The following is a 19945-nucleotide window of genomic DNA, read 5'->3' as shown; positions in this document are numbered from 1 at the left end:
CGATCTCCCCGATCTCCCCAATCTCCCCAATCTCCCCAATCTCCCCTATCTCCCCTATCTCCCCAATCTCCCCAATCTCCCCAATCTCCCCAATCTCCCCAATCTCCCCAATCTCCCCTATCTCCCCTATCTCCCCTATCCCCCCAATCTCCCGCTGTTAGGATTTTAAAACGCGGATAAATTCCAACGGGAGTCCATCCGTATCGGCAATGAAGGCGACTTCGTAGAGGCGATCGCCGATTTGTTGTTGAGTCGGTTCCAGCAAAACTTTCAAGGGGGATAACTCGGGATTGGTTTCCGTTGCTTCCAAAACCTGCTGTTGCAACTGTTCTAACCAACTGGGTAGATCTGGGGTGGAGTTGGTCAGGTCAAAGGATAGATGATAATAGCCAGTGTAATGCTCATCTCCAAAGGCATCGGCAGCGGGACGGGGTTCGGGAATTTGAATCAGTTCAATGCGTCCATTTAAACCTTCCATCCAACAGGCGAGGGTAATGCCTGCCGTAAATCGTTCGCAAACTGTAAATCCGAGGAGGGAATAAAAGGCGATCGCCCGATGAATATTAGCAGTCCGGATCGAAACGTGATGCATCTTCCCTGCCTTAGATGGAGTTACTCAAACAATCGGAAATAAGGATAGCGGATGGGAACCCCGGGTTCTTTTTCCAGCTCAAAATTAATCACTTCCCAACAGGGTTCCACCGCCGCCTCGGGACTGAATTCCACAGGTAACCCATAGAGTCGCAGTTTGGCTGAATCCGGCTGACCCCGCCAAGGAGAACTGCGTTCGAGGTAGGAACCGATTAGGTTCTGATAGCGTTGGGCAATAATCACTTGCGTTGCCCGATAACCTTGGGTATAGAGGCGATCGAGGGCTTCATGGATTTCAAAGCGAATCCCATCGGGATGGGTATGTTGCCGATACCACTCCTTATTCCACTGACGCCAATGCCGTCCAGACTGGAGGTGAATCAGTTCTCCGGTAGTGGGGTTGGCCTCAAATGCACCATGACGCTGACACAAATAAGTATCCGTCAGAGTCAGTGCGGGAATTGTCTGACGACAGTGGGGACACTGAATCTCTGGGCCGAAGATAGGATACTGCGAAGCTAAATTGATCATGCTATTGGGGGCCAACTTGCTTGGGATAGGTGCGCCAGGGATTTTGGCTTTATTATAGCGAGGGAGACCTGGGTATTGCTTACAATTTATGGCGATTCCTTAAATAAGGCAAGCTCAATTGTGACAAATTTCAATCAACCTCTCGGGGTTTCCTCGAATTATTGGCCGGTGCCGGATCTGTCTGCTGCGGCTTTTGTTGCTCCGAATGCGACGGTGATGGGCTGGGTGGAGGTGGGTCCCGGGGCGAGTATCTGGTATGGGGCGGTGGTGCGCGCTGATGTGGAAAAAATTATCATAGGTGCGAGTAGCAATATTCAAGATGGGGCGGTTTTACATGGCGACCCCGGAAAGCTGACGGTTTTAGAAGAGTTTGTGACGGTGGGCCATCGAGCGGTAGTACATGGGGCCTATATTGAACGCGGCTGTTTGGTCGGGATTGGTGCGGTGGTGATGGATGGGGTGCGAGTGGGAACCGGGAGTACAATCGGGGCTGGGGCAGTCGTGACGAAGGATGTTCCGCCTTATACCCTGGTGGTGGGCATTCCGGCTAAACCCTTGCGTACGGTTTCGGAAGCGGAAGCGGCTGAATTGATTGAACACGCAAGGCGCTATGAGAAGTTGGCGCTGGTTCATGGGGGTAAGGGGACGGACCTAGGCTTTAGCTAGGAGGCTGGTACAGTTAAGGACCAGAAACCGGGTTTCTGACGGAATGGGTGGCTATTTATCAGCATTTTGGGAAAGAAACCCGGTTTCTAACCTCTGCTGTCCCCAGAGGACCCGAAACCGGGTTTCTGACGGAATGGGTGGCTATTTATCAGCATTGTGGTAAAGAAAGCGGGTTTCTAACCTCTATGGACCCGAGCCCATCCCGGAGTTTTAAGGGGTCTGAGGGTTTCCTGGGCTAATTTGAGCAGAATCGGGGAAAAGGGCTGTTCAAGTGAGCCAATTGATTGCAAAATATCAGTAGAACTCGGAAAATAAGTTAAGAATTTAAAGAAAAGGGGAATTCACTATGGATTTTGACTGGCGCATACTTGTTGTTCTGTTCCCAATCATTGCTGCTGGAAGTTGGGCGCTGTTCAATGTTGCTAAAGTGGCGATCGCCCAGATCCAAAACTTTTTGAACAAACAAGCCTAATCCGTTGCACCTGGGGACCAGCGGTGGATTCTTCCCTCTTGCGGAGTCGTTTTTTCGCTTGAGCTTGCAGGAGTCCTTCTGGAACTTGAAGAGGGGTTCAGGGGTCATTTCGACCCAGCAGCTTGGACTGCCAATCACGCAAACGCAAACACAAAACTAATCTAAAAGCACCTGAACCCAGGCCACTGAGCTAAGGTTTGGGGGCTTTTTTCTTGGGGCGATCGCCTTAGTCATCCGTCTGAGGGGTAGGCTCGGGTAGCTGGATGGTAAATGAAAATGTACTCCCTTGACCCAGGGTACTTTCGGCCCAAATCCGCCCGCCATGCTGTTGAACAATTTTTTCACAAATGGCTAGACCTAAGCCGGTCCCTCCATGAGCGCGGGAGTCGGAACTATCAACTTGTTGAAAGCGCTCGAAAATCTTTTCTAACCGTTCCGGGGGAATGCCGCGTCCACAATCTTTGACTTGGAAGAGGATATGGGTGGATTGCCTGGATGCCGTCACCCAGACGCGGGACCCTGGAGTGGAAAATTTGATGGCATTGCTCAGGAGATTGGTAAATACCTGGATTAGGCGATCGGCATCGGCCCATAAAATGACCTCTGCTGGCTCAACTACAATGGAAACCGATGCCTCTTCAGCTAGGGCCTGTATGGAATCTGTCCCGCGTTGCATGAGCTCTCCGGCATGACAAGGCTGTTTGACGATCGCTACTTTTCCCGAAGCCATGCGTTCCATATCCAGAATGTCGTTAAGCAGACGCAAGAGGCGATCGGAGTTCTCTAAGGCAATGGTGAGCATTCGTTGGGATTTTTCGGGTTGATTCACCAGAACTCCACTGGCTAAAAGTCCCAGGGAACCCCGAATTGAGGTGAGTGGGGTGCGAAGTTCATGGCTGACGATGGAGATAAATTCATCTTTCATCCGTTCGATTTCAATCCGCTCGGTGATGTCTTTGAAGGTTAAGACAACCCCGACAATTTCCCCTTTTTGCCGCAGGGGGGCGCTGATATATTCTACGGGAAAACAGGTGCCGTCTTTCCGCCAAAAGACACCATCAGTAATAAATTTGACGCTACCTTGTTTGAGGGTCTCATCAATGGGAAATTCCCCTTCGAGATTGGAGGGGTTAGGAGTATGGGTCATTCTGAGCAGGATTTGGACCGAATTACCGATCGCCTCTGCGGGTCCATAACCCAACATTCTCTCGGCAGCGGGATTTAAGAAGGTGAGCTTCATCTGCTCATCTAATCCACAAATTCCTTCTCCGGCAGAGTTTAAGATTAATTCGTTCTGATGGCGCAACCAGGCTAGGGCTTGATCCGGGGGGGGGTAATCCGCTGGTTGGGTGCCAATAGTGGAGGCATACAAATCTGCTCTGAGTGCCATGTGCTCAAGGCGATCGCGAATGGTTTGGAGTTCGTTCCGATTGCTCACGGGCGATCGCGGTGCGGGAATGTCCTGATTCGGCCAGTTCGGCAGGTCGTTACAAGGACAGGACATGGGGGGCATTCCTCTCGTTCTTAGGGGGTGGGGCATGGAACATCGAGGGCAATCCACAATTTCCCATTCGGAACTCATGAGCTCGGCGACGGTTTCCTCAGTTCCGGCTAGATAACAATGCCCGGACTCTGGCGCTTGCACCTCGAACCATAATTGTTCAAACTCCGGACTGTAGGACTCGCCTGCAATGGTTTGTTTCGGCTTGCGGTCTAGCCCTCCGTTTCTCATCAAGACAGTTTTGCCTAATTGCAGCCAATGAGCCAGATATGCTTTTACTTTAGATGGGGACGCCATAATTCCCTATAACCTTCTATTGTGGAGCTAGATCCTCTTCAAGGCTGCTTTTTTAATCAAATCTTAAGATTGGCAGCCTTCCGCCTATCCCCAGTTTAAGAAATTTTATGAAATTAAGGAGCGATTCCTCTAGGGACTTTTGAGAGGGCCAGAACTTAGGGAATCTCTACCGTCGAACCCTAAATTTAGAAGCATCAAAAGCGAATCGCTTTTGGGTTTAGGGTGAGCTTCTTAAAAGCTGTGTAAGTCCTGCTGGGGATAACAAAACTGGGGAATTCCAGGTTCACATGGGGTAGCAAGTCTGCGGAGTTGATTCCCCAATCGGGGCTAAATTTTCCGGTTTGCTTCCCCCTCACTCTTGATGCTGGGCGCGCACTTTGTCACGGAGGCGTTGGGCGATCGCCTGAATGTAACTCATCCCTTCCTCATCGGGTTCCATATTACACCGCCGCCAGCGATTTCTAGCTATCAATAAGGCGGTGCGAAGTTCCTGGAATGATTCCGGCAGAATTTGCTTTCTTTGGTAATCTTTTGCACAGCGCTGCCCTATTTCCACACATTTTTCCACGGACTCCCAGGATTGATATCCATTGAAGGTTAAAGCAAAATGATTAAATAATTCCCACCGGGCATGGGTGGAGGGAATATCCGATGCACTGATTTGGGTATGGTCCAGCGGTTTTAACAGTAACCTAACCAGGGGCAACCATGCTTTTTCAATCCATTTTAAATCCGGGGAAGCTGTGACCCGTTCAAAAATCCAATGGGTGTCTATTAATTCCATTTCCATCCCTATTTCTGCTTCTTTATTCGAGGTATGAAAAATCAACGGACATAAGGGCGGTTGTGTGGCCAAATAATCAACTACTTCTCGCCCATTTCCGGGTTCAAAAGTGGCTTCTTGCCGGGTCCAGGCCGGACCTAAATTATAGTCTAAGCTGATTAATAAGCATTTATGTAAATGAACTTTTAGCCAAGATAGAAGCTCAGGAGCATTATCAAAAAATAACACATATTCATCGGGAAACATCTGTTCCAGGTGATGGCGCATTAGGTCAATGCGCTTTTTATTATTATCTAATATCACAATACTTTTTGCTCGACTCAGGCGGTTAAATTGGTGGGTATTGCGCGACACCCAGGCCATTAATTCTAAAGAGTTTTTGAAAAACCCGCAGGACCAACCCGGAAAGACTTCACCGAGGCGATCGCTGATTAAAGTTTGGGCTTCTGGAGTATCATCTAAGACAATAATCATCCGCGATGAAGGAACGGTTTGCGGGTCGCGTTGCTGAGGCTTCTCTTTGAGGCGGTCTTCACTACAATTGGAGCTATTTTTAGCCCTGTATTGGATTAACCGTTTCAGCGTATCGGCCCAACCTGAATCAATCCAGTCCCAAGAATCAACTGCATCTAGGGAGTGATAAGGGATGACCCTTTCACAGTGCCAATTTGCACCCTTCAACGCCATTTCCATGCCAATTTCAGCATCACTATTCGAGGTATGGAGAATCACTGGAAATTGGGGCAATTGGGTGATGAGGTAATCCACTACATCGCGACCAATTCCTGGATCAAATAGTTGGCCATTGCGTTCCCAACTCGGACCCAAATCATGGTCCAGACTCAGCAAAAGGCACTCATGCAGGTGTTTTTTTAACCAGGCAATAATATCCGGGGCATTATTAAAAAAAATGGCCGAATAGTTAGGAAATGACTCTTTTAGACGCTTTTCCATTGCCTGAATGCGCCCGGGGTCATCTTCTAAAATTGCAATAATTTCATCCATCCCAACCCTCCCCTTAATTGATTTTCCATTATAGGGAGTATTCCCCCCTAGGGGGTGGAACCTATCAGGGGCCTCACCCTCTGTTGACCAGGGCCTCTCCACTCAGACGACAGATGCGCCAGTCGGGGAGAATTTCGGCCCCTAGGCGACGATAGAAGGCGATCGCTGGTTCATTCCAATCCAATACTGACCATTCCATCCGTCCACAACCCCGATCAACGGCAAATTTTGCTAGTTCCTCAATTAGGGATTTGCCAATCCCTCTGCCGCGATAGTCGGGTAATACAAACAGATCTTCTAAATATAGCCCGGGCTTGGTTAGAAATGTAGAATAATTATAGAAAAAGAGGGCAAATCCAACAACTGTCCCAGAATATTCTGCAATCAATGCTTCAGCGTAGGGGCGATCGCCAAATAAATGGTCCTGAAGTGCTTGGGGACTGCCGGTGACGGCATCGGATAGCTTCTCATAAGCAGCGAGGGCGCAAATTAACTCAAAGAGTACCGCCACATCATCCACAGTGGCAGAACGAATTCGGATTTCAGAACAGTTTTCGGACATAATCCCGGGAGAGTATTGTGGGATTATTATATCCCCCAGGGAAACGGACTCAAAAATCCAACCCTTGACAGTCATCCAAGCGAGATGCCAAATTTGCCGCCCATCCCACTCCTAAGCCCTCCCCGGTGTAAAATGGTTTGGCTGGTAAATGTCCCGTAGGTGCGCTTAAATCAAAGATGAGTTCACCATAACTGCGCCATTCTATCCCCCCTGAGACTGCCCATCCCACAGTTTGGGCAAAGTGCGCATAATCCTGCTGTTGCTGCCAAATCTGGGACTGAATGGTGAATCCAAAGTGACCCTCGCTAGAGTCCATCCAGAGGCGATCGATTAGGCAAAGGTCGGCACAGGGAATGCTCAAACTATCGTCTTCTGTGAGATAATCCAAACGGGTTAGCCATTGAGTATCTGCTTTGGAGAGTCCCGCTACAACTCGGGAGGTTTGGGCAATTTCTAACAGAATGCGTCCGGTTTCGCGATCGCCACGTTGCCATTCCCCCGCGTTTAAAAATTCCCGCAGTTGCGTATAATTGACAGTCCCAATAATCAGAGAATCTGGCATTGTTATTCGGCAACCGGGAGATGAAACTGATACCAAAGCATCAGGCGATCGCAGGTTACAAGGATGGGTTCATTCATGATTTAAAATACAACAAAGCACAGTTCAGCGGGGGAAGGAATGGGATTTGGCAATAAACCTCGGGGTGTTTATTATCCTACAATGAAACGAAACGGCTGGGTTTCTGGATCAAGACCCGCTACAATTGGGTAGCCTAACTGGTGTGAGTCAATGATGCAATACGATATCCCCTGGGAAGATTTATCGCCGATCGCCCGCCTGGTTGCCGAACCCGGGGGCGGTTATGATGCGATCGGGGAGACACCAGGGACAAACCCGGAACTGCAAGGGCCTTGGATCGAGGTGTTGGTAGACTCTCCCGCTTCAGAGACGCCTCTGGATGAAGAACCCCTGAAATTATTTACTTATCGAGTCCCTCCGGAGTTAACGGTACAACCGGGGGATATTCTCAGTGTGCCCTTTGGATCGCAACAGTTAGGGGCGATCGCCATCCGGTTTACGGATCAATTAGCAGCACATTTATCCCTGGATCAGATTAAAGATATTGAAGATGTGGTGGTTTCTGGGTTTTTTGCCCGCAACTATTGGCAACTGCTGGAACGGGTGGCAGATTACTATTATACTCCCTTAGTGCGAGTAATTCGGGCCGCAATGCCTCCGGGATTATTTGCGCGATCGCAACACCGAATCCGCCTGAGTGAGCAAGTTCCAGCAGGGGGAAAAGAGTTTCTAAAAACCATTTCTGCCCAAAAAATCCTGGAACTGTTGCAATCTTCGGGAACTGGAGATTATACTTTGCAATATATTCGCAGTAAAGTTAAACCGGGAGCAAATTCGGGATTAAGGGAGTTAAAAAAACGGGGGTGGGTGGAAAGTTACTATGAGGCAGGCAGTCGCCCTGCGCCGAAACTGCAACAGGCGGTTACTCTGATTACCAGTTCTTTTCCCCCAGATTTGAGTAAGCGTCAGCGAGAAGTGCTACAAGTGCTAAGGCGACGGGGTGGGGAACTGTGGATGGCGGAGTTGCTGAAAATCTGTCAGACGAGTTCGGGAGTGGTGAAAAAGTTGGCGGAAAAAGGGTGCGTGGAAATCTACGATCGCGAAGCATTGCGATCGCCAGGGCAACCTACCCAAACTCCTGACTCACCTAAAGTTTTGAATTCGTATCAGCAACAGGCATTAGATGCGATTAATCAGATCGACGGATATGCCCGAGTGTTGCTGCATGGGGTGACAGGTTCGGGAAAAACTGAGGTTTATTTACAGGCGATCGCCCCGATATTAGCACAAGGGAAATCGGCGATTGTGCTGGTCCCGGAAATTGGACTGACGCCGCAACTGTGCGATCGCTTCCAAGCAAGATTTGGGGATAAAGTGGTGGTTTATCACAGTGCGCTATCCCAGGGTGAACGGTACGACACTTGGCGACAAATGCTCACAGACACCCCGCAAATTGCGATCGGAACGCGATCGGCCATTTTCGCCCCGTTACCCAATCTCGGCCTCATTATCCTCGATGAAGAATACGACGACAGTTACAAACAAGACCAACCTGCACCCACCTATCACGCCCGGACTGTCGCCCAATGGCGGGCGGAATTATCCAATTGTCCCCTAATTCTCGGTTCTGCCACCCCTTCTTTGGAAACTTGGGTAGAGATTGCGCTTAATCCCACCGAGGGCGATCGCACCCATTATCTACGCTTACCCGAACGCATCGAATCTCGACCCATGCCGCCGGTGGAAGTGGTGGATATGCGCCAGGAATTACGCAAAGGAAACCGTTCCCTGTTTAGCGAATCCCTGCAACAAGAGTTAAGTACCCTCCGAGAAACCGGACGACAAGGGATATTATTCATCCATCGCCGGGGACATAGTACCTTTGTTTCTTGTCGCAGTTGCGGGTATGTGATGGAATGTCCCCATTGCGATGTTTCTTTGTCTTATCATCAATTTCAAGAAGGCGGGACCGAATTTCTGCGCTGTCATTATTGCAGTTATACCAGTCGTCCCCCGGAACGCTGTCCTGACTGTGATTCTCCCTATTTTCGGCGCTTCGGCAGTGGCACTCAGCGGGTGATGCAGGAATTGGCGAGGGAGTTTCCTCAGTTGCGTGTGATTCGCTTTGATAGTGATACGACTCGCACGAAAGACGCACATCGGATATTATTGTCGCAGTTTGCCTCGGGGGAAGCAGATATTTTGCTGGGAACTCAAATGCTGACGAAAGGGTTGGATTTACCGCAAGTGACTTTAGTCGGGGTGGTGGCAGCGGATGGGTTATTAAATTTAGCGGATTTTAGAGCATCGGAACGCGCATTTCAAATGTTAACCCAAGTGGCGGGTCGGGCGGGTCGAGGGGATGAACCGGGACGGGCAATTTTACAAACCTATTCCCCAGAACATCCGGTGATACAGGCGGTGCGGAATCAGGAATATAACAGTTTTATCCAACAAGAGTTGGAACACCGAGAGGCGTTGAGTTATCCCCCTTATGGACGGTTGATTTTGTTAAGAATTTCCGGGAGGGATGATTGGACGGTGGAGGATACGGCAGTGGAGTTAGGGCAGGTACTGGGAGGACCGGATGCCTATCTTACCCGAGGATATGAGTTGTTAGGACCGGCACCGGCACCGATTTTACGGGTTGCCGATCGCTATCGTTGGCAAATTTTACTTAAATTTCTGCCTAATATACGGGTGGAGTTGCCGATGTTGGAGGAGTTGCGATCGCGCTGTCCCCGAGACATTAGTTTGGCGATCGATGTGGATCCCTTGAATTTGAATTAACGACTGAAGTCGTTTCCCGATGTTCGGAGTGACGACTTCAGTTGTCTGTTCTCTTCCCAGGATAAAGCGGTTATATCAAGTTCAGTTAATCGAAACTCTTGCACCTGTGGCAACACCGGGCGGGGGATTGATCCCCCCGGGTGTTGCTTATACCGAATTGGCAGTGCAGTTTAACGAGTGTGAACAGCGGGTCGGCGATTACGACGCCACGCATTTGCTAGACCCGCTAAACCGATGAGTCCAGGTAACCCGAAAAGTCCCCAATTCGTATCGCGCTCGCGGGTTTCGACCGTTTGAGTCGCCGAACGAGTTGTCGCTGGAGTCGTCGTTGTTTCTGTATCGGTACGCTCGATAATGGTGGTACTACCGGGTGTCGTCGTTGTATTCGGGGTGGTAGTACGTGGTGTCGTCGTTGTATTCGGTACAACCATCGTACCTCCGGGAGTTGTGCCAGGAGTTGTTGTACTCGGAGCGGTCATATTTGGACTGGTGGTAGTACCTGGAGTGGTGCTGGGACTGGTAGTATCCGGAGTTGTACCCGGAGACATCATCCCTGGACTGGTAGTACCCGGAGTTGTTGTACCTGGAGTCGTACCCGGGGTTGTCATACTCGGAGACATACCCGGAGTCGTACCCGGAGTTGTTGTCTCAGGAGTTGTACCTGGGGTTAGAGTGCTATCGGGTTGAATCGGAGCCGAGTCGAAAGTTCCGGGAGTTGGCGTGCTCTCCGGTTCGCTAGTATAAGGGTCTGTGGCATCAGGGGCAGTCGCATCCGGGGTGGTGGGAGCCGGGGCGGTCAGATTCGGGTCCGTGGTATAAGGGGCGGTGGAATCTGGGGTGGTGGAATCTGGGGAGTTCGTATCAAAATCCGTTGCTCCTTCTGGGTCCGTGGTTCCGGGGGGGGTGATTCCTTCCGGGTCCGTGGTATAACTAGGGTCGGTATAAGAAGGGTCGGTGTTCTCCAAATCGGTGGTTCCCTCGGGATCATCAGTCCCAGCCGGTGCAGTGGGGGAAGTTGTCCCCATGCCATCGGGTGAGGTTTGAGCAAAACCGGGGAGATTGAATAAAGGCACAGTGAGTACACTTAAGGTACAGGCACTTGCCAAAACTATTTTAGAGAGATTAACAGGTTGCATGATTATGTTTTGTTGAGATTGACTGATAACTTAGGGTTGCTTGTTAATTGGACTGAGAACCCGTTCTCATTCAGGGGGATGCACCACTGAAAACAAAAGTTAGAGACTCGGGAATCTAAGGGATGAAAACTGGGTTTGTCTTGTTTTAGAGTAAGAGATGAAATGAGGGGTTGCCAATCCTCTGTAGGCATAGTTTGCTCCAGGGGAGACTCGGGGGTGGAGGAATCAGAAGAGTCACCCGGTTTTGTTTGAGGAATCCCCCCCAGAATTCAGGTGCTAGGATTGCCGCGATCGCCTCAGCTTTCAAGTCAGTTTGGGCTAATTGGGTAAGGGGGACCGTTGACATCCTCCTGGAGATAGATTTAGCTTGAATCTTGGGGATGATAAGTGCAGTGGGGGGAATTTCACTGGGGCGATCGCCAGCGATTTAATCCCCTCCAACTCACTCCGGCGCACAGAATTCCCAGGAAAATACTCACCAACAATACTAACCCATAATTTAATCCAAGCTGAGTTGGGGTGAATTCATCTCGGGATGCCGGTGGCGATAGTTTGGAGAGCGCCTGAGTCAGAGAAATGGCCGATGCAGTGGTTGTCCCGACTCCCATTGCAGCAGCGGCGATCGCATTTTCCAAACGGCGATCGCGTTCTTTGATTTCAGCGCGCTTTAGCACTGCTGCTATTTCTTGTAAGGATTGTTCTCGCCTGAGCAATCCCATCTTAAATCCCCGCCATTGTTGTTCGAGTTCCCCTTGATATTGAGGGGCGATATAATCTCTAAATTCAACCCAAACTTTTAAGTCACTGGTGGCCATTTCTTCCTGGAGTTGCTCTTGAATCCGCTGCAATCGTTTCTCATAATCTCTTAAATGGCTACTTAAAGTATGGCGTTGGGTTTCTAAGGCTTCCAATCCTGCGCGATGTTGCGCTAAAGTTCCCAGATTTTGAGCCAATTGGGATTGGAGATTGGATAAATTTTGAAGGGAAATCGCCGGAGACGATCGCATCAGTTCGGGGAGTTCCGGTAAAATTGAGCAACTTCTGAAAATTCCTTGTTCTTCTAACGCCTTTTGGATGAGTTGGCTGGTGCGATAAGCTGACCAAATTTGATGGCGATCCAGAAATAACCACAGCCACTCAAAATATAAGTCGGCCACTCGTTTTAAAGCGGATTTCGAGGGACAAATACAAATGATGATCACTTCTAGTTCTTGGTCAGAATTCTGCCAATCTTGAGGAGATTCCCGGACCTCAAACAAGGAACAATTCAGTAATTTACTGGGATGAAAAGCGGGAACGGATTTTGATGGATAAAACCCTTGATAGGCGGCGTGAGCAGCTTGAAAATGAACGGCATCGGAGCGACTGTTGACATAGCCTAAAATTAGCCAAGTTTTGCCCAAATTGGCAGAAACATCCAGGGTATGACGAAAGCCAGATAAGAGGGTGATATCGCAGGTTTCGTCAGAATGAGGCATCAATGCAACCATCAGACTCTGGGTATCACCCACGCCATAGCGCAGGTAAAACCCTTGTCCGTCCGGGTTGCGAAACAGATAATCGCGATCGCCGGGTTGATTGGCCTCGGGATGAATTTGCAGGCGATCGCGCAAAGCATCCCAGTCCTTTCCATTTCCCCCTTCAGAACCGGGAACCTGTCGGTCATAAGCAAATAGAAATAGTTGAGGGTAAATTAAATAAGTTTGCACGATCACTCCTGTCTTGATCTCGATGAGTACCTCATGAGTCGAGTCCGTTTAGACTGAATTGGAAACCGGGGTTATTGACAAAATTTATGCTCATGAGTAAGTTTTTCTCGGGTCAGAAACCCGCTTTCTTCCCCTTGGGATCTAAATCCCTAACGGGGTCCTAGGAGGGTCGAGTGCCAAGTCTAGCCTCTGCTGTCCATGCTAAAATCATAAGTCCACACCCCAGAAAAATTTGGCCGTATTCGATTGACCTGCTCCCAAACTGGCGATTCCCCTGATGCCCTGGTTTCCATCATTCACCATTGACGAGAAAACTTGATGAAACGCCCTATCCGGATTGATACGCTTCAATGGTTTATTGGCATTTATCTTGCCATCCGGGGAACATTGATGCTGATGTTGCCACATAAGGTCGCCACCGATATTTTTGCCCCGTTTCAACCTTATGTGACGGGGTTGGGCGCGTTGCAAGTGATGGTGGGTGCTGCGTTGATTGGGGTGGCGACCCTGTTACCCCTGCGGTGGAGTATCCTCACTGCTCATTTCTTGGCGGGGGTGGTGTTGTTCCAGATTGGAATCGGATATGCCTCCGAGGGCAAGTTGATGGGGGTGGTGGGGGCGATGATATTGGGATTGGCTCTGGCGATCGCCCCGTTTCTATCTTCTGAGGATGAGGGTAGATATCGCCAGAAGGAGGGGAAGACAGGGGCGATCGACCTGTTTGCAGTGGCAATGGGATTGAGAATGGTGATAGAAGGACTGCTGTTCCTCATCCTCTTGAATCCAAAATTACAGGAATCCTGGTCCTCGGTGGTGCCTGCCTACCGGATACCCTACACCCTCCTCTATCTCGGGATTGGCGTGAGTGTTGTCGGGGTTCAGTTTTACCCTAAAGTCCCTCGCTGGCTGTTTCAATTGGTGCATTTCTTCGCGGGGGTCTTCCTTTGGACCTGGATTCTAGGGAGGGGGTTTTCTCTGTGGAATGGGGTACTCTCCTACGGAGGGTTGGGAACGGCTTTGGCATTCCTCCCTTGGATTGGCAAGCGCCTGAACCGTCTGGATCCTCATTCGTTACAAACCCGAGTTGCCGTCGCCTCGATTGGCATCGTGACTTTACCCCTACTCTCTTTAACTACCCTGGTGTCCCTCCCCCAAGAACAAGCCACGATCGAGCGCTCTCTGGCGGTCCAGCAGTCCCTGGCGGTTGCCCTCTCTCAGGATATGGCTACCTATATCAATCTTCACCGTTCTGCCCTGATTGCTCTGGCGAATCACCCCGGATTGGTGGAAATGGAGCCGGAAAAACAGGAGTCTCTCCTCAAGGTTTTTCATGGGGCTTATCCCGATATTATGCTCTTAAGTACCTTCAATGCTAAGGGTCAGGAGATTGCCCGCAGCGATAACCAACCCCTGGGTGCCCCGATTGGGGATACGGCCCCTTTTCAAGAGGTCCGCCTGATGGATGAACCTCTTCTAAATTTTCAGATGAATAGAACAATGAATCTGCCGGTGGCGTTGTTTCTGGTGCCGCTCAAAAATTCTCAGGGTGAATTTGCCGGGGTTATCGCGGGTTCGATCGCCTCGTCACGGATTATGGCGCAACTGGGTCGGATGGCGTCGGATACGAATCTAAAAGCTTATCTGGTTGATAAGAAAGGTCGGGTGATTGCTCATCCCAATATGGAGTTGGTCAATTCTTTTGCGGACTTCGCCCACGTGCCTCCGGTGGCTGCCCTTTTAAACAGTCCCATTTCCTTGGGAAAACTCAGCTACTGGAATGGATCTGTCCGAGAATTGGTGGGGTATGCCCGAGTCCCGGCTTTTGGCTGGGGTGCGATCGTGGAACGTCCGGCAGAGGAAGTGTTAGGAACTTTGAATGTTAGACGGGAGCGGGATTTTGTGGTGCTGTTGGCGGTGGCAACGGCTTCCCTGGCGATCGGGGGGTTTCTCTCTCACCGCTTGACCCATCCCCTGAGAACCCTGGCATTTGCCGCACAAGAGTTAGGACAGGGCAATTCCCAAGCGCCTCTACCGCGTAGCAATATTACGGAACTGGCGAATTTATCTTTGGTGTTTGGAACTATGCGCGATCGCCTGGTTCGACGCACCCAAGAACGCGATCGCGCTGAGGCGGAGTTACGACAAAGTGAGGCGAAATTTCGCCGCTTGGTGGAATCGAATATTATTGGGGCGATCGTGGTGGAAATTGAAGGCCCGGTACTCGAAGCTAATGATGAATTTCTTCAGATGATGGGCTATACTCGCGCTGATTTAGCCTCGGGTAAAATTCATTGGCTGGAAATTGCCCCTCCCGAATCTTTTGAGGGCGATCGCCGCCTCACTCAGGAATTGCAAGAAACTGGGGCGTTCACTCCTTTTGAAATGGAATGTATCCGCGCCGATGGGGGTCGGGTCCCGGTGTTACTTGGGGCTGCCCGGTTAGAAGAAACGGCGGATAAGGCGATCGCTTTTGTCCTGGATTTGACCGAGCGCAAACAAATGGAACGGGAGCGCGAACAACTCCTTAAGCGAGAACGTGCGGCCCGAGAAGATGCGGAATCGGCTAACCGGATTAAGGATGAATTTTTGGCGGTGCTCTCTCATGAATTGCGATCGCCCCTCAATCCGATTTTAGGCTGGGCTAAGTTGCTCCGTTCCCGGACCTTTGACCAAAAAACCATTGATAAAGCTTTAGAAACTATCGAGCGCAATGCCCTGTTACAAACTCAATTAATTGAGGATTTACTTGATGTTTCTCGGATTCTGCGCGGCAAATTAACCCTGAATGTCCAACCTGTTAATTTAATCTCGGCCATCACCGGAGCCTTAGAAACCGTTAGCTTGGCAGCGGAGGCGAAATCTATTCACCTCGAAACTCGATTTGATAAGGTCGCTAGTCCAGTGGCAGGTGATGTGATTCGCCTTCAACAAGTGTTCTGGAATCTGCTCTCTAATGCGGTGAAGTTTACCCCGGCTAATGGGAAAATTGAGGTGATTTTAGGTCAGGTGGATTCAATGGCTCAGATTCAGGTGAAGGATACGGGAAAAGGTATTGCTCCCCAGTTTCTGCCTTATGTGTTTGAATATTTTCGCCAGGAAGATGGCGGGACGACTCGCTCTTTTGGGGGTCTGGGATTGGGATTGGCGATCGTCCGCTATATTGTGGAACAGCATGGGGGTTCGGTGATGGCAGAAAGTCCCGGGGAGGGCTTAGGCTCAAGCTTTACGGTCCATTTACCCCTGATGTCTGTGGAGGCAAATCCGGATACGGGCGATCGCCCTCCCCTGGGTCGGATGGAGAATTTACAGGGCCTGCGCGTGCTGCTGGTGGATGATGAACCGGATCTGCGGGAGTTGGGAGCTTTTACCTTGGAGCAAGCTCACGCACAGGTGACTTCCTGCGCCACTGCTGCTGAGGCACTCATTGCCTTGCATCAAAACCTCTATGATCTGCTGGTTTGTGATATCGGAATGCCCGATGTTGATGGATATATGTTTATCCGTCAGGTGCGCTCCTTTCCTCCCGAACTGGGGGGCAAAATTCCGGCGATCGCTCTTACTGCCTATGCCAGTGAACTGGATCGTCAACAAGCTCTTTTAGCGGGGTTTCAGTTACATCTGTCTAAACCCATTGAGCCGGATCTGTTCATTCAGGCGATCGCTCAACTTCTCCAAACTTCTCCAGGGGTTGACTCAAAGTAGAAAGTTCGGGCAGTATATCACTTCCCCTAACTTGGGATAGGGGTCATCCTGAACATCTCGGATTAATGTCATCAATCCAGTTTCTTACCGCTTGTTTGTAAAAATGGAAGTTTTTGATGAGTCACGATTGGCTTGTTTTTATCGGCTGTATGGGGGCGTTAATTCTCTATTTAGTCTTTTCTGCTCTTACGGAAATGGGGACAAAATGGCCGGGGAAAAAATAGCAACATCCCCAATTATAGGTTAGCCTAAATTATTTTAACATAATTCTAACATCAAGAAAGCAAGCCAGATATTTGGGCAAAGGCACAGGCTACGCGAACCAACTCCAGTGCAACTGAGTTAGACTTGTTATATTAACGTAGAATTGCACCCCTGTCAATCGATGGATTAGGATTTACCCGGGGGACAAATCATATCTTCCACCCCATCTTCCTCAAAGGAAACTCTCGTCCCATTACCTTGGACTAGAATGCGATCGCCGCAGTTGTAGGGTTCCCCAGGTCTATCTACCCTGTCACGGTAAAGCACAAACCGATATTCTCAATGATATTTAGCGCCGAATGCATACCGAGTTGCTTCTTTGAATGGCAACTCTCAGGGCATTGAATCCCTGATTTTACGGTCTTCTACAGGGCTGGTAGAGGGATTCACCCCGGGACAAGAAACCGGCTTTCACCGCCCTGATTTACGGCGGATTGCTCGGAATTTTCTGCCCCCAAGCCGGTTTTTCGTCTCGTGACTCTACCAATGCTGGATGGGGGTGAAACATTGTGCTAGGGGGTTTTTCCTGCTGCCTCAAGGGATGGCGTACGAGTCGGATACGGCTGCTTGGTGGGAATTTCCAGGATGAATTCTGCCCCTTGGGACAGTTCGGAAATACAGCGAATCTCACCTTGATGTTTCTCTACCACAACTTCCTTGGCGATCGCTAACCCAACCCCGAGGGATTTTTTCGGCGATTTGGTAGTATAAAAGGGCTCAAAGATTTGCTCCTGAAAGGTTGGGTTAATCCCCACCCCGTTATCGGCAATACTAATTAAGACGCGATCGCCTCCCAGGGCTTCTGTGCGAATCAGAATGGTTTTTTGTCCCGGGTGATTGGGGTGGGACTCTAACGCATCGATCGCATTAGAGAGCAGATTCATAAACACTTGATTCAGTTGGCTAGGATAGCACTCCACCTCGGGCAGGTTTCCATAAGCTTTGACAATTTGAATTCCTCGGGAATCCCCTTTCCCTTTGAATCGATGTTGTAAAATCAATAACGTGCTATTAATTCCCTCATGAATGTCTACCGCCTTCAATTCAGATTCATTCAATCGCATGAAATTTCGCAACGCATTAACTAAATCTCGAATTCGTTCCGCCCCTCCTTTCATCGACTCGATCAGGTTGGAAAAATCTTGGGAAGTGAATTCTAGATCAATTGATTCTATCGTTTCTAAAATCTCTGGGACAGGTTCAGGATAGTGCTGTTGATAAAGATACAATAGATTTAATAAATCCTCCGCATACTCCTGAGCATGAGACAAATTTCCCGTGATGAAGTTAATCGGATTCGTAATTTCAGCAGCTATACTGGCAATCAAATCCCCCAGGTCCGACATCTTTCCTTGTTCGATTAACTGGGTTTGGGTCCGCTGGAGTTCTTGCAGGGCTTGGGCAAGCTGATTGGCGTTTTCTGTGGTTTTCGCTTCGGATTCCTGCAAGGCTGCATTTAATTTTGCCAGTTCATCCGCCTGCCGCAGAACGATGGTCACGATCGCATTTTTGAGGTCTAATGCGGCATCAATTTCACAGGGTTTCCAAGGTAAAGATTTTAATTTGACAATTTCTTGCCACACTTCAAAGGATTTGCGAGGATGCAGTCGCGGATTTCTTCCCGGTAACAGTTCAAAGGGAGTATTCGGGTCTCCTGCCCAAGTGACCTGATGAATCATCTCGGATCTAAACCATAACACATAATGCTTTGGTTCTTTGGAAATCGCCACTGCCAGCAAGCCGCTGGCGATATCTTTATAAGTTTCGGCTTCGCGATAAACACTGGGAAGGGTATCAGTATGGTAAATGCTGGGAAAGTTTTGTTTTTCCAACCACTGAATCAGACGCTCAATGCGATCGCTGCTGGGAGTATTGCCCAGGGACCAACAAGTTCCTTTATAATAAATCACCGCCCCATCAGCCCTGACCAGTTCTAGTAAGTTCGGTTTAAAGTTTACTAATCCGTCAATAAAATTAGTCTCCCCGGACATATATTCTACTAATTTTGCGGTAGTCGCTTGCAATTGCAGGCGATATTCATAGTAGCTATCATCTTCTTTAGACCGGAGTTCCAATGCCATCACCTTTCCAAAGAATTCGCAGGCTTTTCTCACTTCATAAGACACATATTTAGGAGAGTTATGATGACAGGCAACCAGTCCCCAGAGTTTTCCCTCTTTGACGATGGAGATCGACATAGATGCACTGACCTTCATATTTTGAAGATACTCGATATGACATGGGGACACGCTGCGAAGAACCGAATGGCTCAAGTCAAGGGGCCTTTTGTCTAGGGGATTAAGTGTTGGAACAATCGCCACAGGCTTGTAGTTGACATCGGCAATTAATCGCAGAAAATTAATTGAATAAAGTTGTCTCGCCTGGGGGGGAATATCCTCGGCGGGATAATTTAAGTTTAACCAAGAGTCCATAGAATCCAGTTTTTCCTCGGCCAAAACGGTCCCATGCCCTGCGGTATCAAATCGATAGAGCATTACTCTATCAAATCCCGTAATATTTCTAACTTCTTTTACTACGAATTCGCAGAGTTCTTGAAAATTTTTGGAATTTTGAATCGTAGATGCAGCCGCTTCCACCAACTTATAAAAGCTTAAAAATCCCACAGTTTTTGGAGAAAGGGCGGGTTCTAGCTCTAAAATAAGACAATCGGGATGAGAGTGATGAATGATGCCATCAAAATAGAGGGTTTTCCAGTCAGTATGAATGGTTATATTGATAGGATTCACACTTCCCAAGTTATGATAATTGATAGATTCCTTGATAACATTGATTTGAGTGGCATCCAGTAACATCTCTAAGGGCTGGTCCAGAAAAGTTTCTGGTGGGCGTCCAAAAAACTTAGCGGTATTGTTGCTAACTTGTAATATATTGAGTTCCTGGGACATGACGAACAGGACCCCATGAGGTTGGATTAAACCGGGACTTTGGATCGGTTCTCGTTCGTAGTTTGCCCAACTTAGTGTTTCTGGCTGCATCATGTGAAGTCTCCGACTGTCTGGGTGAATTAAGGACCGGGTTTGAGGACAACTGGGTTTAGAGAGGGAGGAAATTTGACCGTTGGGGTTATGGAATTGGAGGGTGTATTTTAGCCTGTTCTTTTCCTTAATATTTTCTTAAAATTTTATCATAACCGTTGACCCATACTTTACTTTTTAGCCAAAAAATTTTTTTCTTAACAATTCTTAATTTGGTGATTTTTTAAGTCCCAATTGCGAAATAAACCCTCGGAAGTCAGGAGGGTTCAGGGTTCATAAAAGCCCAGAACTATCGCCCCTCCACTACTGCCCAAATCTCCGCTTTGTGAGAGAGGGCAACCGGATCGGCAGCGATCGCC

General features: G+C 49.1%; 15 protein-coding genes. 4 read left to right on the top strand and 11 right to left on the bottom strand.

Annotated elements, in window-relative coordinates:
* Positions 1–157: 157 nt before the first annotated feature.
* On the bottom strand, positions 158–592 hold the full coding sequence (locus NG792_RS23820; RefSeq protein WP_261237037.1) for a VOC family protein: 435 nt from the start codon (positions 590–592) through the stop codon (positions 158–160).
* Positions 593–612: 20 nt separating this feature from the next.
* Positions 613–1122, bottom strand: coding sequence for a TIGR02652 family protein (locus tag NG792_RS23815; protein ID WP_261201177.1), 510 nt, complete (start codon positions 1120–1122; stop codon positions 613–615).
* A gap of 120 nt (positions 1123–1242) precedes the next feature.
* On the opposite strand from NG792_RS23815, the gene NG792_RS23810 reads away from it, so the two are divergent.
* Positions 1243–1788, top strand: coding sequence for a gamma carbonic anhydrase family protein (locus tag NG792_RS23810; protein ID WP_261237036.1), 546 nt, complete (start codon positions 1243–1245; stop codon positions 1786–1788).
* A 346-nt stretch (positions 1789–2134) separates the two neighbouring features.
* Complete coding sequence (locus tag NG792_RS23805; protein WP_261201175.1) at positions 2135–2260, top strand: photosystem II protein Y; 126 nt, start codon at positions 2135–2137, stop codon at positions 2258–2260.
* A 226-nt stretch (positions 2261–2486) separates the two neighbouring features.
* Here NG792_RS23805 and NG792_RS23800 read toward each other — a convergent pair whose 3' ends face one another.
* From NG792_RS23800 to NG792_RS23785, 4 genes are all read right to left on the bottom strand, one after another.
* Positions 2487–4058, bottom strand: coding sequence for a PAS domain-containing sensor histidine kinase (locus NG792_RS23800; RefSeq protein ID WP_261237035.1), 1572 nt, complete (start codon positions 4056–4058; stop codon positions 2487–2489).
* Positions 4059–4410: 352 nt separating this feature from the next.
* On the bottom strand, positions 4411–5847 hold the full coding sequence (locus NG792_RS23795; protein WP_261201173.1) for a cyclic-phosphate processing receiver domain-containing protein: 1437 nt from the start codon (positions 5845–5847) through the stop codon (positions 4411–4413).
* A 73-nt stretch (positions 5848–5920) separates the two neighbouring features.
* A complete protein-coding gene (locus tag NG792_RS23790; RefSeq protein ID WP_261201172.1) occupies positions 5921–6409 on the bottom strand; it encodes a GNAT family N-acetyltransferase in 489 nt (162 codons plus the stop codon).
* Positions 6410–6458: 49 nt separating this feature from the next.
* Positions 6459–6971 carry a GUN4 domain-containing protein gene (locus tag NG792_RS23785; protein ID WP_261201171.1) on the bottom strand — a complete coding sequence of 171 codons (513 nt, stop codon included), beginning with the start codon at positions 6969–6971 and terminating at the stop codon, positions 6459–6461.
* Positions 6972–7202: 231 nt separating this feature from the next.
* Here NG792_RS23785 and priA point away from each other — a divergent pair, with 231 nt between their 5' ends.
* Entirely contained in the window at positions 7203–9779 is a 2577-nt protein-coding gene (gene priA, locus NG792_RS23780) for a primosomal protein N' (RefSeq protein WP_261201180.1), read from the top strand.
* A 170-nt stretch (positions 9780–9949) separates the two neighbouring features.
* Here the strand turns inward: priA and NG792_RS23775 are convergent, their stop codons facing one another.
* The 3 genes from NG792_RS23775 to NG792_RS23765 form a co-directional block, all read right to left on the bottom strand.
* Positions 9950–10915 (bottom strand): hypothetical protein, encoded by a 966-nt coding sequence (locus NG792_RS23775; RefSeq protein ID WP_261201170.1) that lies wholly within the window; start codon positions 10913–10915, stop codon positions 9950–9952.
* Positions 10916–11060: 145 nt separating this feature from the next.
* Positions 11061–11261 (bottom strand): hypothetical protein, encoded by a 201-nt coding sequence (locus NG792_RS23770; protein WP_261201169.1) that lies wholly within the window; start codon positions 11259–11261, stop codon positions 11061–11063.
* Positions 11262–11319: 58 nt separating this feature from the next.
* Entirely contained in the window at positions 11320–12624 is a 1305-nt protein-coding gene (locus tag NG792_RS23765; protein WP_261201168.1) for a coiled-coil domain-containing protein, read from the bottom strand.
* A 318-nt stretch (positions 12625–12942) separates the two neighbouring features.
* Between NG792_RS23765 and NG792_RS23760 the strand changes: the two genes are divergently transcribed.
* Positions 12943–16326: a hybrid sensor histidine kinase/response regulator gene (locus NG792_RS23760; RefSeq protein WP_261237034.1), complete on the top strand. Its 3384-nt coding sequence runs from the start codon at positions 12943–12945 to the stop codon at positions 16324–16326.
* Between the two features lie 390 nt (positions 16327–16716).
* On the opposite strand, the gene NG792_RS23755 is transcribed toward NG792_RS23760, so the two are convergent.
* Both NG792_RS23755 and NG792_RS23750 read right to left on the bottom strand, forming a co-directional pair.
* Positions 16717–16857, bottom strand: a complete 141-nt coding sequence (locus NG792_RS23755) for a hypothetical protein (protein WP_261237033.1) — start codon at positions 16855–16857, stop codon at positions 16717–16719.
* Positions 16858–17102: 245 nt separating this feature from the next.
* A complete protein-coding gene (locus NG792_RS23750; protein ID WP_261237032.1) occupies positions 17103–19589 on the bottom strand; it encodes an ATP-binding protein in 2487 nt (828 codons plus the stop codon).
* Positions 19590–19945: the final 356 nt, after the last annotated feature.

Origin of the sequence: Laspinema olomoucense D3b, from assembly GCF_025370785.1 — a bacterium.
Taxonomy (GTDB): domain Bacteria; phylum Cyanobacteriota; class Cyanobacteriia; order Cyanobacteriales; family Laspinemataceae; genus Laspinema; species Laspinema olomoucense.
This window is presented reverse-complemented; position numbering and strand designations above follow the sequence as displayed.

Bases quoted from the DNA above. Each gene is read 5' to 3' on its own strand.
- NG792_RS23820 (WP_261237037.1), bottom strand. From the start codon at position 592: ATGCATCACGTTTCGATCCGGACTGCTAATATTCATCGGGCGATCGCC.
- NG792_RS23815 (WP_261201177.1), bottom strand. From the start codon at position 1,122: ATGATCAATTTAGCTTCGCAGTATCCTATCTTCGGCCCAGAGATTCAG.
- NG792_RS23805 (WP_261201175.1), top strand. From the start codon at position 2,135: ATGGATTTTGACTGGCGCATACTTGTTGTTCTGTTCCCAATCATTGCT.
- NG792_RS23800 (WP_261237035.1), bottom strand. From the start codon at position 4,058: ATGGCGTCCCCATCTAAAGTAAAAGCATATCTGGCTCATTGGCTGCAA.
- NG792_RS23795 (WP_261201173.1), bottom strand. From the start codon at position 5,847: ATGGATGAAATTATTGCAATTTTAGAAGATGACCCCGGGCGCATTCAG.
- NG792_RS23790 (WP_261201172.1), bottom strand. From the start codon at position 6,409: ATGTCCGAAAACTGTTCTGAAATCCGAATTCGTTCTGCCACTGTGGAT.
- NG792_RS23785 (WP_261201171.1), bottom strand. From the start codon at position 6,971: ATGCCAGATTCTCTGATTATTGGGACTGTCAATTATACGCAACTGCGG.
- priA (WP_261201180.1), top strand. From the start codon at position 7,203: ATGCAATACGATATCCCCTGGGAAGATTTATCGCCGATCGCCCGCCTG.
- NG792_RS23775 (WP_261201170.1), bottom strand. From the start codon at position 10,915: ATGCAACCTGTTAATCTCTCTAAAATAGTTTTGGCAAGTGCCTGTACC.
- NG792_RS23770 (WP_261201169.1), bottom strand. From the start codon at position 11,261: ATGTCAACGGTCCCCCTTACCCAATTAGCCCAAACTGACTTGAAAGCT.
- NG792_RS23760 (WP_261237034.1), top strand. From the start codon at position 12,943: ATGAAACGCCCTATCCGGATTGATACGCTTCAATGGTTTATTGGCATT.
- NG792_RS23750 (WP_261237032.1), bottom strand. From the start codon at position 19,589: ATGATGCAGCCAGAAACACTAAGTTGGGCAAACTACGAACGAGAACCG.